Annotated in this window: 14 protein-coding genes; 11 read left to right on the top strand and 3 right to left on the bottom strand. The window is 73.1% G+C overall.

What is annotated here, in order from left to right; translation table 11 throughout:
• The first annotated feature begins 323 nt into the window (after window positions 1-323).
• From AB0Q99_RS00380 to AB0Q99_RS00370, 3 genes are all read left to right on the top strand, one after another.
• A complete protein-coding gene (locus AB0Q99_RS00380; RefSeq protein WP_363566915.1) occupies window positions 324-1130 on the top strand; it encodes a TetR/AcrR family transcriptional regulator in 807 nt (268 codons plus the stop codon).
• A 139-nt stretch (window positions 1131-1269) separates the two neighbouring features.
• Window positions 1270-1923: a DUF6230 family protein gene (locus AB0Q99_RS00375; protein ID WP_363566913.1), complete on the top strand. Its 654-nt coding sequence runs from the start codon at window positions 1270-1272 to the stop codon at window positions 1921-1923.
• 2 nt (window positions 1924-1925) lie between these two features.
• Entirely contained in the window at window positions 1926-2477 is a 552-nt protein-coding gene (locus AB0Q99_RS00370; protein WP_363566911.1) for a DUF6114 domain-containing protein, read from the top strand.
• Between the two features lie 136 nt (window positions 2478-2613).
• On the opposite strand, the gene AB0Q99_RS00365 is transcribed toward AB0Q99_RS00370, so the two are convergent.
• Entirely contained in the window at window positions 2614-3732 is a 1119-nt protein-coding gene (locus tag AB0Q99_RS00365) for an NAD(P)-dependent alcohol dehydrogenase (protein WP_363566909.1), read from the bottom strand.
• 142 nt (window positions 3733-3874) lie between these two features.
• Here AB0Q99_RS00365 and AB0Q99_RS00360 point away from each other — a divergent pair, with 142 nt between their 5' ends.
• Together AB0Q99_RS00360 and AB0Q99_RS00355 are read left to right on the top strand one after the other, a co-directional pair.
• Entirely contained in the window at window positions 3875-4831 is a 957-nt protein-coding gene (locus AB0Q99_RS00360) for a helix-turn-helix transcriptional regulator (protein WP_363566907.1), read from the top strand.
• Between the two features lie 170 nt (window positions 4832-5001).
• Complete coding sequence (locus tag AB0Q99_RS00355) at window positions 5002-6261, top strand: globin domain-containing protein (RefSeq protein WP_363566905.1); 1260 nt, start codon at window positions 5002-5004, stop codon at window positions 6259-6261.
• A 4-nt stretch (window positions 6262-6265) separates the two neighbouring features.
• On the opposite strand, the gene AB0Q99_RS00350 is transcribed toward AB0Q99_RS00355, so the two are convergent.
• Window positions 6266-7669, bottom strand: coding sequence for a selenium-binding protein SBP56-related protein (locus AB0Q99_RS00350; RefSeq protein WP_363566903.1), 1404 nt, complete (start codon window positions 7667-7669; stop codon window positions 6266-6268).
• Between the two features lie 336 nt (window positions 7670-8005).
• On the opposite strand from AB0Q99_RS00350, the gene AB0Q99_RS00345 reads away from it, so the two are divergent.
• From AB0Q99_RS00345 to AB0Q99_RS00330, 4 genes are all read left to right on the top strand, one after another.
• Complete coding sequence (locus AB0Q99_RS00345) at window positions 8006-8977, top strand: alpha/beta hydrolase (RefSeq protein ID WP_363566901.1); 972 nt, start codon at window positions 8006-8008, stop codon at window positions 8975-8977.
• A 107-nt stretch (window positions 8978-9084) separates the two neighbouring features.
• Window positions 9085-9882: a fused MFS/spermidine synthase gene (locus AB0Q99_RS00340; protein ID WP_363568148.1), complete on the top strand. Its 798-nt coding sequence runs from the start codon at window positions 9085-9087 to the stop codon at window positions 9880-9882.
• Between the two features lie 115 nt (window positions 9883-9997).
• Entirely contained in the window at window positions 9998-10873 is an 876-nt protein-coding gene (locus tag AB0Q99_RS00335) for a class I SAM-dependent methyltransferase (protein ID WP_363566899.1), read from the top strand.
• Window positions 10874-11394: 521 nt separating this feature from the next.
• Window positions 11395-12657 (top strand): hypothetical protein, encoded by a 1263-nt coding sequence (locus AB0Q99_RS00330; protein ID WP_363566897.1) that lies wholly within the window; start codon window positions 11395-11397, stop codon window positions 12655-12657.
• A gap of 79 nt (window positions 12658-12736) precedes the next feature.
• Here the strand turns inward: AB0Q99_RS00330 and AB0Q99_RS00325 are convergent, their stop codons facing one another.
• A complete protein-coding gene (locus AB0Q99_RS00325) occupies window positions 12737-13645 on the bottom strand; it encodes a LysR substrate-binding domain-containing protein (protein ID WP_363566895.1) in 909 nt (302 codons plus the stop codon).
• A 266-nt stretch (window positions 13646-13911) separates the two neighbouring features.
• Between AB0Q99_RS00325 and AB0Q99_RS00320 the strand changes: the two genes are divergently transcribed.
• Together AB0Q99_RS00320 and AB0Q99_RS00315 are read left to right on the top strand one after the other, a co-directional pair.
• Window positions 13912-14700: a gamma-glutamyl-gamma-aminobutyrate hydrolase family protein gene (locus tag AB0Q99_RS00320; protein WP_363566893.1), complete on the top strand. Its 789-nt coding sequence runs from the start codon at window positions 13912-13914 to the stop codon at window positions 14698-14700.
• Between the two features lie 32 nt (window positions 14701-14732).
• A complete protein-coding gene (locus AB0Q99_RS00315) occupies window positions 14733-15452 on the top strand; it encodes a FadR/GntR family transcriptional regulator (RefSeq protein WP_363566891.1) in 720 nt (239 codons plus the stop codon).
• Window positions 15453-15457: the final 5 nt, after the last annotated feature.

Raw genomic sequence — 15457 nt, 5'->3', positions numbered from 1 at the left:
CCAAAGCTGTACGGCTGTACGGCTGCGTGGCCGTGAGGCGGTGCGGCCGTACCGCGGTGCGGCGGTGCGGAACACAGCGGCACGGCCCGGCGGCACTGCGCCGGGTCGGTGCGGACGTGCGGTGCTGTGGGGGTGCACGTCGGCGGCTGCCACCGCCGCGGGCCTGCGCCCGCCGTGGTCCCGTGGCCCGGGTGGTTCCGTCCGGACCGGGGGAGCCCCTGGAGGTCGACCGGTGGGGGGCCTGCTCGCCCACCGGTTGGAAACCTGTCAGTGTTGTAAACCCGATGTTGCGTCAATGTCAATACAGGACACAGGAGTTGGTGATGGAACGGAACTACCTCCGGAGTGCCGACGTGGTCCTGCTGCCGGGCGCGCGGACCGGCCGCGATCCCGCCCGGTCGATCAAGCCCGGCCCGCGCCGGCAGCCCGCGGGCGTGGTCGCCGCGACCCAGCGGGAGCGGCTGCTGGACGGTCTGGTCCGGACCGTCGCCGAACGCGGCTACCAGCACGCGACGGTGAGCGACATCTGCCGCGCGGCGGGCGTGACCAGGCCGGTCTTCTACGAGCTGTTCAGCGGCAAGGAGGACGCCTTCCTGGCCGCGCACCGCTACGGCACCGGGGTGGTGCTCCGACGGATGGCGGCGGCCTTCGCGGCCGAATCCGACTGGTGTCACGGGATCCGGCAGGCGCTCGGCGCGATGCTCCAACTGCTCGCGGGAACACCGGCGTTCGCGACCATGGCGGTGATCGAGATCGAGGCGGTCGGCCCGGCCGGGCGGCGTGAGCGCGATCAACTCCTCACCAGGTTCCGGGCGTTCTTCGCCGAGGCGCCCCAACTGCCGGGCGGGGTGACGGTGGACGAGCTGGTGGACGCCGTGGTGGGCGGTGTCTACAGCGCGATCTACCGCCGGATCGACTCCGGTCGGACCGATCAACTTCCTGAGCTGCTACCGGTGTTGAGCATGTTCTGCCTGGCTCCGTTCCTCGGCCCGGCGGAGGCGGCCGGGCGGCTCGGCTCGGCGGGCCCGGCCGGACCGCTCGCCCTGGTCGAGGCGCCCGAACGGTGCGCGGCCGGGATCGGTGAAGATCCTTCGTGCACCCGTATTGACCCGGCCAATACCGGGCAGTAGCTTCCCAGTTACTTACCGCGCCACGACCGGACCCGCCCCGCTGCCGAGGGGCGGGCGCCCCGTTCGTGCCGCGGAACGCTGTCCGCGCCAGGACAACGTGCCAGTGCCTGCACACCCCATCCACCCACAGGGAGCACACATGGCCATGTCCGAGGACGCCGCCGCCGCGGCCGGGACCCCGCAGCCGGTCGCGCCGAGAAGAGGCCGGGTACGGCTCAAGCGCACCGCCCTGATGGCCCTGCCGGCCGTCGCCGCCGGGGGCGTCCTGATGGCGCTCACCGCCCAGGGCGTGCTCGCCGCGCAGTTCTCCATCTCCGGCATGCCGTTCACCATCACCGCCGACAAGCTGGACGGCAAGGGCTTCGCCCAGTTCGGCTCGCTGGACTCGATGATCCCCGACAGCCCCAACGCCGGCTCCACCGGCGGTCAGGTGCTGGTCGCGGTGTCGGCGATCAAGAGCGCCGAGATCACCAACCTGTGCCAGAGCGTCGACCTCGGCGGCATCAACCTGGTGATCCACGCGGGCGACGGCGGCACCCCCGTCAGCGCCTCCGACCTCACCACCGACTCCGATCTGCTGTCCGGTGACGCGGAGTTCACCAACATCGAGATCGGCGGCGACGCCAGCACGTTCACCAAGGCCGGCCCGGTCGGCAAGGGCAACCCGGGCGTCTTCGGCCAGCAGGCCGACACCGTCGTGCTGACGCACCTCAAGCAGCACAACTACGCGAGCACCGCCGTCGGGTTCAAACTGCCCAACCTGCGGCTGAGCTTCGGCTCCCAGGGCTGCTGAGCATGACGGAGTCCGTACCGGAGCCGGCCGGGACCGACGGGGGCGCCGGGGCGCGGGCCGAGGAGGCGGCGGCCGAGGGGACGGCCGCCGCCTCCGGCACCGCCGCCACGGTCGCGGCCGCCGACGGTGCCGCGCCCGCCGCCCGCCCGGGCAAGCGCGACTGGCGGGGCCGGCGACCGTTCTGGGGCGGGCTGCTGGTGCTGCTCGGCGGCGCCGAGATCCTGTTCACCCTGCGGGCCCCGCTGCCCGTCGTCCTGCACATCGGGATGCAGGGGCTGGCCGGGTACCTGGTGCCGGCGGTGATGGCGCTGTGCGGCCTGCTGATCCTGTTCAACCCGGCGCAGCGGCTGTTCTACTCCATCCTCGCCGTGCTGGCCTCGCTGGCCAGCTGGGTCACCTCCAACCTGGGCGGCTTCCTGATCGGGATGCTGCTCGGCGTGGTGGGCGCCTGCCTCACCTTCGGCTGGCTGCCCGACCAGCCGCCGCGCCGGGGCCGGCAGCGGCGGCTGGAGCGCCGCGAGGAGCGGCGGGCGGCGAAGACCGCCTCGGTATGACGCGGGTGCCCCGCGCCCTGGTGACGGGAGAGCACCGGGGCGCGGGGCACCTTCGTGGCCGCGTGGGTCGTGCGGGTCCTGCGGCTGGTCGTCCGGCCGGTCCTGCGGTCGGTCGTCCGGCCGCGCGGGCGGTCCGTCAGATGGTCGAGGCGTCGATCACGAAGCGGAACCGGACGTCGCCGGCCAGCACTCGCCGGTAGGCCTCGTTGATCTGGTCGGCCCGGATCAGCTCGATCTCGGCGGTGATGCCGTGCTCGCCGCAGAAGTCCAGCATCTCCTGGGTCTCCGGCAGTCCGCCGATCATCGACCCGGCCAGCGAGCGCCGCCCGGCGAGCAGCGCGTGCGCGTTCACCGTGACCGGCTTCTCCGGTGCGCCGACCTGCACCATGGTGCCGTCGACCCGCAGCAGGCCCAGGTAGGCGCTGAGGTCGAGGTCGGCGGAGACGGTGTTGAGGATCAGGTCGAAGCTGCCCGCCAGCTCGCTGAAGGTCGCCGGGTCGGAGGTGGCCCGGTAGTGGTCGGCGCCGAGCTTCAGGCCGTCCTCGCGCTTGCGCAGCGACTGGCTGAGCACGGTGACCTCCGCGCCCATCGCGTGGGCGAGCTGGACACCCATGTGGCCGAGGCCGCCGAGGCCCACGACCGCGACCTTCTTGCCCGGGCCCGCACCCCAGTGGACCAGCGGCGAGTACAGCGTGATGCCCGCGCACAGCAGCGGCGCGGCGGCGTCCAGCGGCAGGCTGTCGGGGATGCCCAGCGCGTACGCCTCGTCCACGACCAGCTCCGCGGAGTAGCCGCCGTAGGTCGGCAGGCCGTCCTTGCCGGTGCCGTTGTAGGTGAAGACGGCGCCGCCCTCGCCGGTGCAGTACTGCTGCAGGCCGGCGCGGCAGTTGTCGCACTCGCGGCAGGAGTCGACGAAACAGCCGACGCCGACCCGGTCGCCGACCTTCCAGCGGGTCACGCCGGGGCCGGTCTCGCTGACCACGCCGGCGATCTCGTGGCCCGGGACCATCGGGAAGATGCCGGTGCCCCAGTCCTCGCCGACCTGGTGGATGTCGGAGTGGCAGATGCCGGCGAACTTGATGTCGATCACGATGTCGTGCTCGCCCACGGCCCGGCGGGTGACGGTGGTCTTCGTCAGCGGGGCGTCGGGCCGCTGCGCCGCGTAGGCGGTGACGGTGCGGGTGGTGCCGGCAGCGGTGTGCGTGGTAGTGCCCGTGGCGGTGCCGGCCGTGCTGTTGATCGTCTCGTTCGTCATGCCCTCAAGACTGCGGCGGGCCGGCCCGGCCAACCAGACCAGAGCTCTACGTACGAAGCCGGGACGTACGGGAGCGGAACGTACGCACGGCAGTATCACCCTCGCCCGCCCGGCGGCGCCGGAAGCCCCGCATACTGCAGACATGGACCAGCGCACCGAACTCAGCGAGTTCCTCCGATCCCGCCGCGCCCGGCTGCGGCCCGAGGACGTGGGCCTGCGGGACACCACCACCCGCCGCCGGGTGCCCGGGCTGCGCCGCGAGGAGCTGGCCCAGCTCGCCGGAGTCAGCACCGCCTACTACACCCGGCTGGAACAGGGCCACGGCGAGAACGTCTCCGCCGCCGTGCTGGACGCCATCGCCCGGGCGCTGCGGCTCAGCCCCGCCGAGCGCGAGCACCTCGGCCGGCTCACCAAGCCGCCCCGCCGCCGCTCCGGCCGGGCCGCCGCCCGGGTGCAGCGGGTGCGGCCCGCGCTGCAGCAGCTGCTGGACGCGATGGAGGGCGTGCCCGCGTACGTGCTCGGCCGGCGCCTGGACATCATCGCCTGGAACCGGCTCGGCACCGCCCTGCTCGGCGACTTCGACGCGATGCCGCCCGAGCACCGCAACATGGCCTGGCACGTCTTCCTCGACCCGGCCGCGCGCGAGCTCTACCAGGACTGGGAGGGCAAGGCCAGCGACGTCGTCGGCATCCTGCGGCTGGACGCCGGACGCGACCCTGACGACCCGCACCTCGCCTCGCTGATCGGCGAACTCTCGGTCAAGAGCGAGGACTTCCGCCGGCTGTGGGCCACCCACAACATCCAGGACAAGGGCCACGGCACCAAGCTGCTGCACCACGCCGTGGTGGGCGGGCTCAGCCTGCAGTACGAGACCCTGCGCCCGGCCGGGGACTGCGACCAGGTGCTGGTCACCTACCACGCCGAACCGGGCTCGACCTCGGCCGAGTCGCTGCGCCTGCTGGCGAGTTGGGCGGCCACCGAAGCCCAGGAGGGGCGGGCCGAGCGGACGGCCGGACCGGGTGCCGGACCGGGTGCCGGACCGGGTGCCGGGTCCTCCGCCGGTTCGTCGGCCGGTTCGTCCGCCGAGAAGCCCCGGTAGCGGCCCGGCCGCGGCCCCGGGGCCGCGCCGGTGGCCGTGCCCGCTCGGCAGTGCTCGGCAGTGCTCGGCAGTGCTCGGCACGGTGCTTGGCAAGGGGTCGATGGTCCCGGGTCCGTTCGGGGCGATCGGCCCTTCTCGCGTTCGGCGCCCGCGCGTTGACTGGGCATGACATGGACAACAGCAGCAGCACGCACCTTGCCACCGGCACCGCCACCGCCGAGTACGACCGGTTGATCGCCCGTCACCACGCGATGCGCCTCCGCCGCCAACTCCTCGCCCCGTCCTCCTCCTCGGGCGGCGACTTCGGGTACGGCGACGGCGACGACGGCGGGTACGGCGGCTACGACGGCGCCGCCGACCAGCACCTGATCCGGCGTGACCTCGACCTGATCGCCCCGCTCTCCGAGCTGATCGACCACCTCTACGCGGTCATGTTCCGCACCCGCCCGTACCTGCGCCCGCTCTTCCCCGCCTCGATGGAGTTCCAGCAGATCCACCTCGAACGGATCTTCCGCCACCTCGTCGACCACCTCCACCAGCCCGCCGAGCTGGGCCGGATGCTCCGCCAACTCGGCCGCGACCACCGGAAACTGGGCGTCCGTCCGGTCCACTACGAGGCCTTCGAGGAGGCCCTGTGCGAGGCGATCCGGCACCGGGCCGGCGCGCACTGGACCGAGGACCTGGAGGCCGCCTGGGTGCGGATGATCCGCTTCGCGGTCGGCGCGATGGTCGCCGGCGCCGACTCCGCGCTCACCGAACCCCCGTACTGGCACGCCGTGGTGACCGGCCACGAGCGCCGCCGCCCCGACCTCGCCGTGCTGCGGCTGCGCACCGGCGAACCGTACCCGTACCGGGCCGGGCAGTACGGCACCGTCGAGCACCCGGCGCTGCCGCACACCTGGCGGCAGTACTCGATGGGCTGCGCCCCGCGCACCGACAACGAGTTGGAGCTCCACGTCCGCCGCACCGGCCCCGACGGGGTCAGCGCCGCCCTGGTCGAGCACACCGCCGTCGGCGACCGGCTGCGGCTCGGCCCGCCGCGCGGCAGCCTGCTGCCCGACGGCGACTCCCGCGACCTGCTGCTGATCGCGGGCGGCACCGGCCTCGCCCCGATGAAGGCGATCGTCGAGCAGCAGGCCGCCCACCGCCCGACCGGCCGCCAGGTCCACCTCTTCGTCGGCGCCCGGGACCGCAGCGACCTCTACGACTGGCAGGCGCTCGCCGAACTCGGCCTGCACAAGCCCTGGTTGACCCTCACCCCGGTCACCGCCGGGCGCCTCGCCGACGCCGTCGCGGAGGCCGGGGACTGGCGCGACCACCTGGCCTGCGTCAGCGGCCCGGCCGGCATGGTCACCTCCGTCCGCCGCCGGCTCGTCGCGACCGGGCTGCCGCTGGGGCAGGTGCGGTACGACCAGGCGCTGCAGCGCTGAACCGTCAGCGGAAGCAGTAGGAGTCCGAGGAGGCGTCGCCGCCCGCGAGGTGGGTCTGGTGCACCCGCAGGCCCCGGAAGTCGGCCCCGTGCGGGAAGAAGCGCTCGTCGACGCTCAGCCCGCCCGCCACCGGGTCCGCGTCCAGCTTGACGATCCAGGGCTCGATGCCGTCCGGGTAGATCTGGTCGTCCCAGGCGCCGTAGAGGGAGTTGGTGAGGTACAGCCGCCGGCCGTCCCGGCTGATCTCCACCATCTGCGGCGCCCCGCTCAGCGGCCGTCCCGGCTCGGCCGGGTGCGGGGTGCGGGCGACGACCCCGCCCAGGCGCACCGAGGAGGCCTGGCGCGGGTGGAACGGGTCCGAGACGTCGTACTGGAACAGCTCGCCGGTGCCCCAGGCCGAGACGTACAGCCAGCGGTCGTCCACCGACAGGTTGATGTCGGTGACCAGCGGCGGCACCGCGCCGAACGGCTGCAGCGCCGGCGGCAGGTCCTCGGCCTTCCCCGGCTCGGCGGGGATCTCGATCACCTTGCGCGCGGTGAACGCCGGCCCGTCCCGGTACCAGAGCCAGACGGAGGAGGACAGGTCCTCGACGTTCGCCACCACCCCGGCGAACCCCCACTCCGCCTGCGGGTCGTGCGCCGGGCGCAGCTCCAGCACCATCTGGTACTGGTCGCCGAGGTCGATCCGCTGCAGGTGCCGCCCCGAGTCCAGCTCCCAGAAGTGCAGCGCGTGGCCGTACTTGCGGCCCAGCAGCAGCTCCGGGACCACCCCGTCCTCGACCATCCACGGGGTGCCCCACTCGCTGGTCACCCCCACGTTGGTGCCCAGGTGCCACCAGACGTCGTACGCGAAGTGCTGCGGCCCGCGCTCGGTCTCCCAGGCGCGCAGCACGTCGAAGGTGGTGTGGTCGAGGATCGCCACCCCGCCCGGCCCGTCGGCGCCCCGACCGGCCCCCAGGCAGGAGAGGAACACGCCGTCCGGGCCGCAGTGCAGGGTGTGCGGGCGCGAGTAGCCCGCCCGTGCGGCCAGCTCGGCGGCCTCGACGGTCTTCACCAGACGCGGGCGGACCGGGTCGGGCCGGGTGTCCATCACGTGCAGCCGGGAGGAGCGCAGGCCGGGCAGCAGCAGGAAGCGCCGCTCCGGGTTCTCGTGGCAGGCGTGTGCCAGGGCGCTGGAGCAGGCGTTCCATCCGAAGTGGTGCAACTCGTCGCCGAGGGTCGGCAGTTCGGCGAAGTTCAGCACGGTGCCGTAGCTGTCCGAGGCCGGGTCGGTGTCCACCGTGAGCAGCGCGTCCGGCCGCTGGGCCGACCGGTCGAACCCGGCGACGTACGCCAGCTTCTCCGGCGGCGCGGCGATCGCCTCGGCGGCCGACCGGTAGAGCGACGGATCACTGTGCTCGTGCTGCATGCAAACTCCCCAACTCGCCTTGCCCGTAAGGGAAGCGTTCCACATCACCACCGGCGCACAGCAGGCGCACGAGGAGGGGCGGGGAGGCGCGGAGCGGCCCCCGCGCCGGTGCACGACGGCACGCTCGGCGGGGCGGGGGACGGCCCGGCCGTCCAGTGCCGCCGTCCGGGGCCAGCCGTCGAGGCCGCCGTCCGGGCCCGGACCGCCCGCCCGCCCGTCCGGGCGCGGCCCGGCCACCGCCGAGCGCCGACCACCTACCGGCCGGTATCGTCGTCCCTCGGAACGGGTGGTCACCTGCCACGACGGCGGGCAGAGCAGAGGACGGGTACGGCGCAGATGGAGTTTCGGGAAGACATCCTGGGTGCCCCCTACGAGGCGGCGGAGCTCGACCTCCGCCCCGACGCCGAGGGGGCGGTGTGCGCGACCCTGGTCCGACGGCTCGTCCCCGGCGCGGAGCGGGCCGTCCTGTACATCCACGGGTACAACGACTACTTCTTCCAGACCAACCTGGCCGACCACTACACCGCGCTCGGGTTCTCCTTCTACGCCCTCGACCTGCGCAAGTACGGCCGTTCGCTGCGCCCGCACCAGTCGCCGAACTTCGTCCGGGACCTGGTCGAGTACGACGAGGAGGTCGACGAGGCGGTCCGCGTCATCCGCGAGGTGGACGGGCACCGGCAGCTGCTGGTGAACGGGCACTCCACCGGCGGGCTGGTCGCCGCGCTGTGGGCGGGGCGACGGGCCGGACGCGGGCTGGTGGACGGGCTGTTCCTCAACTCGCCGTTCCTGTCGATGCCGACCTCGCAGGCCGTACGGGCCGTCGGCGGGCCGGCCGTGACGGCGATCGGGCGGCTGGCGCCGACCCGGGTGCTGCCGTCGACGCTGAACCCGCACTACACGCACAGCCTGCACAAGGACCACCGGGGCGAGTGGGACTTCGACCTCACCCTCAAGCCCGCCGAGGGCTTCCCGCTGTACGCGGGCTGGCTGTCGGCGATCCACCAGGGGCACCGCCGGCTGCGGCAGGGGCTGGGCATCGACGTCCCGGTGCTGCTGATGGCCTCCACCCGGTCCATCGCCACCACCAAGTGGCACAACGCGCTGCACCACGCCGACGGCGTGCTGCGCGCCGACGACATCGCGGCGCAGGGCCCGAGGCTCGGCCGGCACGTCACGATCGTGCGGATCGAGGGCGGCATGCACGATCTGGTGCTGTCCGGCGAGAGGGCCCGCACCCAGGTCTTCGCCGAGCTGGACCACTGGCTGGAGGCGTACCTGGACGTGCGGCCGGTCGGGGAGCACGCGTGACCTCCGAGCCCGACCAGTCCGACGAGCCCGACCAGTCCGACGAGTCCGACGAGTCCGACGAGCCGGTGCCGGTCGGCCGGCGGACCGACCTCGGCTTCGCCAAGCTCATGCCCGACCTCGACCGGGACGGCGGCTGGCTGCTGACCCTGGACGGGACCCCGCAGTCGTACGTCGACCTCGCCGACCCGACCCATCTGGAGTTCGAGTACACCCGGCGCCTCGGCCACCTGGCCGACGCGCTCGCCCCCGCCGGGCGGCCGCTGGACGTGCTGCACCTCGGCGGCGGCGCGCTCACCCTGCCCCGCTACCTGGCCGCGACCCGGCCCGGCTCGCGGCAGCGGGTGGTGGAGGTGGACGGGCCGCTGCTGGAGCTGGTGGCGGAGCGGCTGCCCTGGCGCGGCACGCCCGGCGCGGACGTCGCCGCGACGGTCGGCGACGCCCGGGCGTCGCTCGCCGACGTCCCGGCGGGCTCGCAGGACCTGGTGGTCGCGGACGTGTTCCACGGCTCCCGCACGCCCGCGCACCTCACCTCGGTGGAGTTCGTCCGCCTGGCGGCGGTCGTGCTGCGCGAGGGCGGCTGCTACGCGGCCAATCTGGCGGACGGCCCGCCGCTGGCGTTCGCCAGGGCGCAGGCGGCGACGGTGCGGGCGGTGTTCCCGTACGTCTGCCTGGTGGCGGAGGCATCGGTGCTGCGCGGGCGGCGGTACGGCAACGTGCTGCTGGCCGGCTCGACGGCGCCGCTGCCGGAGGCGGAGCTGGCCCGGCGGTTCGCGGGCGACGTCTTCCCGGCCCGGTTGGTGGCGGGCGACGACCTGGCAGCCCTGGTCGGCCGCACCGCGCCGGTCACGGACGCGGACGCCACCGACTCCCCGCCCCCGCCGGACGGCGCCTTCAGCGTCGGCTGAGCCGCGCGTCGGGCCGGGCGGGTGAGCCCGGCCGGTGGCAGAATCGGCGGGTTCATGCCTGCCCGAGCGCGGAGCCCACGCAGAGCCCGTGCGGAGCACGTCGAAGGAGTGAGCGATGACTGGCGGCGCGGAGCGGCCTGAGTCGGTGGAGCGGCCGGAGCCGCTGGAGCGGCCCGAGCTGGCGGCGGTGCCGGAGACGGCGCTGTGGACGCTGTGGCACCGGGCCGTGGAGGCCCGGCGGCCGGACACCGTGCTGCCGGACCCGAAGGCGGTCGAGCTGGTCGACCGGATCGACTACCCGTTCGCGCAGCGGTTCGGCGCGAACGCACTGCTGAGCCAGGTCCAGGCGCTGCGCGCGGCCTGCTTCGACCGCGAGGTGGCGGACTTCCTGGTCCGGTGCCCGCGCGGCACGGTGGTCGGGCTCGGGGACGGTCTGGAGACACAGGCCTGGCGGGTCGACAACGGGCGGGCGACCTGGCTGTCGGTGGACCTGCCGGAGACGGCCGCCCTGCGCGAGCGCCTGCTGCCGCCGGACGACCGGCACCGGATCCTCGCCGGTTCGGCCACCGACCCGCGCTGGATGGACGAGGTGGACCCGGCGAACGGGGTGCTGATCAGCACCCAGGGGCTGCTGATGTACCTGCGCCCGCAGGAGGTCCGGGCGCTGATCGCGGCCTGCGCCGAGCGCTTCCCGGGCGGCTCGCTGGTGCTCGACGCGGTGCCGCGCTGGTTCAGCCGCCTCACCCTGAACGGGAAGGTGCGCGCCCGCGACTACCAGGCGCCGGCGATGCCGTGGGCGATGGACGCGGGCGAGCGGAACAAGCTCCTGACCGCCAGTCCGGCGGTGACGGCCGTACGGGACGTACGCCCGATCGGCGGACGCGGGCTCGTGGGCGCACTGCTGCCGCTGGCATTGGCCGTCCCACCACTCGCCGGCCACCGACCCTCCGTCACCGTTCTGGACTTCGCCGAGCGGTCCACGGAGTCGTAGGCGGGGCTCCGCGCCGCGCGCCCTGATCCCCGCGCCCGGACGGCATCTCCCTGCCGCAAGATCCGAAGAGCGGGCGGCTTCCGAGAAGATCGTGATGGCCATCGGCATGCCCCGGTCGACGAGGGTTTCGTCCCACTGCGGGATGTCGTTCAGATCCCGAAGCGCGGTGAAGGTGTTCGTCGATCCGGGGTGGAGATCCTCGCGGGTGCCGGCGCTCGTGATGCCGTTGTCGTTGCCGCGCGGGGCATGAACTGCGCATGCACGCCCACGTCTTGCTGTCTGACGGCCTCGCGACTTGATCATGCGCCGCCCGACGGCGGGCGTCAAGGTCCGATTCATGCCGTCGTGCACCGGGGGGAGCCTCGACGTTCTGCGATCGCTTGCCGTCGGGTCCGCTCGTGCACGGACCTTGGTGGGGCGAGAAGTCCACAACTGATCGGATTTGATCGTACGGCTCTCGCAGGGCAGGCTCGGTGCCGCACAGTGGCGGAATCGCCACTGTGTGGCACGGAGGGAGCCGCATGTCCGGGACCGAGCACAGCAAACCAACAGCACACGTCATCGTCGGGTACACCCCGCAGGACGGCTTCGTCGCCGTCCAACTCAATCCGCCTCCAGCGGAATACGTGTGGCACGACCGGCGGGCCGAGCACGACCAGGAACGGTTCGGGCCGGGCAACGGCTACCAACAGTGGCTCGCCGTCGATGTCGCCACCGGTGCCGTCTGGTTCGGTGACACCGACTGGCGAACACAGGACGAGGGGGCCGCCCACTCGCTCCCGGGACACCTCCGGGCCACGGTCGGCGACGGCGCTCTGCCGTCCCCGGCCGTCTTCATGCTCCTGCTCACCCATCGCGCCGTGGACGACCGGGGCGCCGACGCCTGGCGCTTCTTCGGCGTCAAGGAGCTCTATGCGCTGGTCCGGCGGGTGCTGCCCCTGGTCCAGCGGGTGATCGGCTCGCTGCACCGTGTCGGCCCGGCCGGGGACCTGGAATGGTCCGCCGAAGCCGCTACGGCCTGGACCGATCTCGAACAGGCCTGCCGGTTCACACTCGACGCGGCGGGAGCCGTGGTCTGGGCCGAACCCCGCATGAGCCAGGTTCCCGCCTGGCGGGTCGAAGTGGAGGACTTCCTCGCCCGGAACCCGGAGCTCTGCGACCCGGCCTGGGCGACGGCCACCGACGCCGAGCTGGACGCCTGCGCCGCCTACGAAGCCGATTCCGGATACGGCGGCGTTCCGGGACTGATGTGCGCTCCGGGGGGTGTCCGGATCGAGGAGGGTTACACCTTCTACGGTCACCGTGCGGCCCTCTACGCCTACCGCGCGGCCGCTTGCGGCGGTCGCACCCCGGTCGACGCCGGGCTCTGGCTGCGGAGCAGCGATACCGGACGGAGCAGTTGGGAGGGCGCGAAGGTCGTGGGAGCGAGTCTCGCCGACGCTCCTGACTGCATGTTGGATCACCTCGCCGAGAGGTTCCGCAGCGCCGCGGCCGACGACGGAGTGGTCCTCACCGGCTTGACGGCCTACCTGCGGCAACAGCGGGCGGAGGAGAGGACGGCGGTCGACGACGTGCTCTCCGCCACCGGGGAGGAGCTGAAGCGCTTGGAGGAGCTGCTGAAGGAGGTCCGCCTGGTCCGGAACACCGTCCTGACCCGGGTCCTCAGCTGGACCGACGGGCGGGACGACGAGGTGATCGCCCGCCTCGCGGCCATGTCCCCGGGCGCTGTGGCCGAGTGGCGGGAGCGGCTCACCGCCGACCGGAGCGTCGAGTCGGAGGTCTGAGCTGCTGCTGCCGAGAGGGGCCGGCCCGCCTGCGGGCCGGCCCTTTGCGGTCACGAACCCGTCGCTGCGGTGCCCCGTCTCAGGGGAGGGCGGCCAGTGCCTGCGCGGCGAGCATCCGTTCCAGGGCCAGGAGGGCGCGCGGGGCGTGTCGGGTGTCGATGCGGACGGTGTAGATGAAGCGCGTCAGCTCCGGGTCGGCGAGGGGGCGCGCGACGACCCGGGAGCTGCCCGGGGGGAGGGCCAGCCGTGGCATGACGGCGACGCACAGGCCGGCGGCCACGAAGCCGAGCACGGTGTTGAAGTCGTCGCCGTCGTATTCCAGGCGGGCCTGGAAGCCAGGGGTCTTGGCCATCTGAGCGAGCAGTTCCAGGCGCAACGCGGCCTCCGGAGCCGCGATCCACGTCTCGGACGCGAGGTCGGCGAGGTCGATGACGTCCCGGTGGGCTAGGGGGTGGTCGGCCGGGACGACCGCCACGACCGGGTCCCGTGCGACCAGCGTCCGGCGCAGCGTCCGGGGCGGTGGCATGGGGATGAAGTCGTAGTCGTAACTGAGGGCCAGGTCCATGTCTCCCCGCCTGAGCCGGCCGTAGCCGGCTTCGGGCTCCACTTGGGAGAGGCTGACCTGTACATCGGGATAGGTCTCGTGAAGCTCTGCCAGCGCCTGCGGCACGATGCCGGCGGCGGAGGAGGCGAACGCGCCGAGCCTGATCCGCCCGGCCGTGCCCGCGCGCATGGCGTCGAGTTCCAGGGACGCCGCCGCCAGTGCGCTCCGGACGCGCTGTTCGGCGTCGAGCAGGACCATGCCGGCCGGGGTGGCGCGCACAGGGCGGCGCTCGATCAGGATGAGGCCGGCCCGGCGTTCGAGTTCGGCGACCTGCTGAGAGACGGCGGGCGCACTGTAGCCCAGCTCGCGTGCGGCGGCGTTGAAGGAGCCGTGGCGGATCACGGCTTCGAGGGTGGCCAGTAACCGGGGGTCGAGTCTCTGCACGGAGTTAAGGCTCACTTATCTGTCGCGAAGATGTCTTTTCTTGTGCTTAAGCATGAACAGCAGCAGGATTCTTGCTCGTGGCCCGGGTGCGCAAGCTTCCGCCCCCCGGGTCCGCGGCCCACCCCCACCCCCTTCGGGCGCATCCGTGTGCCCGCGGGGCCGTGCACCCCCTCCTTCGCAGCCTCCTGACCCCGCGTCCGTCGGGCGGGCGGGCTGCGGAGGAGACGGCCGTCGACGATCGTCTCCCGCCCCTGAAAGGAAGTGGTATGCCCAAGCCGCTTATCGGCCTCACCACCTACCTCGACCACGCTCAGTGGGGGGAGTGGGACTTGCCCGCGGCGCTGCTGCCCGCGGCGTACGTCAGCTGCCTCCAGGCGGCGGGCGGCCGTGTGGTCCTGCTGCCGCCGGACGCGCCGGAGGCCGCGGCCGATGTCGTCGCGGGTCTGGACGCGATCGTCCTGACCAGCGGCGAGGACGTGGATCCCGCGCTGTACGGGGCGCAGCCGCATCCGTGCACGGGGCCGCCGGTGCGCGAGCGCGACCGTTGGGAGTGGGCCGTGCTGGCCGAGGCTCTGGCGCGTGACATGCCGGTGCTCGGAGTGTGCCGCGGAATGCAGCTGATGAACGTGCACGCGGGCGGCACCCTGATCCAGCACCTCCCCGAGACGGTGGGTCACCACGGGCACAACCTGCACGGCGGCCACTTCGCGCCCCATGCCGTCACCACGGTGGCGGGGACGCGGATCGGTGCGCTCCTGCCGGGGACCCGCCAGGTCGCCACGCACCACCACCAGGCGGTGGACTCCCTCGGGGCCGGCCTGGTCGTGGGCGCGCGCACGGCGGACGGCACCATCGAGGCGATCGAGAGCACTCGGCACCGCTTCGTGGTCGGCGTCCAGTGGCACCCCGAAATGGCCTTCGACTCGGCGGTGGTGCACGCTCTGGTGGCTGCGGCCAGGTCGACTCCGAGCTCCGTTCCGAGTCGCGCCGACGAGCGGAAGGTGCGTGTCCGACGGAGTTCACCCGAGGTCACCGGGGCGACAGCGGTGTCTTGACACCGCGGCGCTCCAAGCCCCAGGATCAGCCCGTGAACCTGTCAGACAGCCAGACAGGTGGAGCGACCCCGCGGCGCGTCAGCGCGATGGAAGCGGTGTTCGGCCACCTGCGCAGCGCCATCGAGCGCGGTCAGTACGCCGTCGGGGACAAGCTCCCCTCGGAAGCAGAGCTGTGTCGGACGCTGGAGGTCAGCCGCCCCGTGCTGCGGGAGGCACTCCGTGCCCTGCAGGCCATGGGCCTGACCGTCTCGAAGACCGGCAAGGGCACCTTCGTCGTGGCGAGCACGGTCGAGGACCCCACCTTCGGCGATTACGCGGCCAGCGACCTCCTGGAGGTGCGCCGGCACGTCGAGATCCCGGTCGCCGGCTACGCGGCGCTACGCCGGACCCCCGAGGACCTGGACCAGCTCGGCCACCTGCTCGACCGGATGGAGCGGGAGACCGACACCACCGCGTGGGTCGCCCTGGACACCGTGTTCCACCTGGCGGTGGCCGAGGCCTCCGGCAACCCGGTGTTCCGCCGGGTGATCGAGGAGATCCGTGACGCACTGGCGCGTCAGTCGACCTTCCTCAACGAACTCGGCGGTCGGCGCGAGCAGTCCAACTGCGAGCACCGGGCGATCGTCGAGGCCCTGATCGACGGCTCCGAGCCCGACGCCGTCGAAGCGATGTCCCACCACCTCCACCGCGTGGAGGCCACCCTCACAGACATCGTGCGCCCCCAGCGCGCGGACACCTCAAGAAGAAGGTAGAGCCG

The sequence above is a fragment of the Kitasatospora sp. NPDC086791 genome, from assembly GCF_040685975.1.
Lineage (GTDB): Bacteria > Actinomycetota > Actinomycetes > Streptomycetales > Streptomycetaceae > Kitasatospora.
The sequence above is the reverse complement of the archived record's forward strand: the minus strand, read 5'-3'. Positions and strand labels throughout refer to the sequence as shown.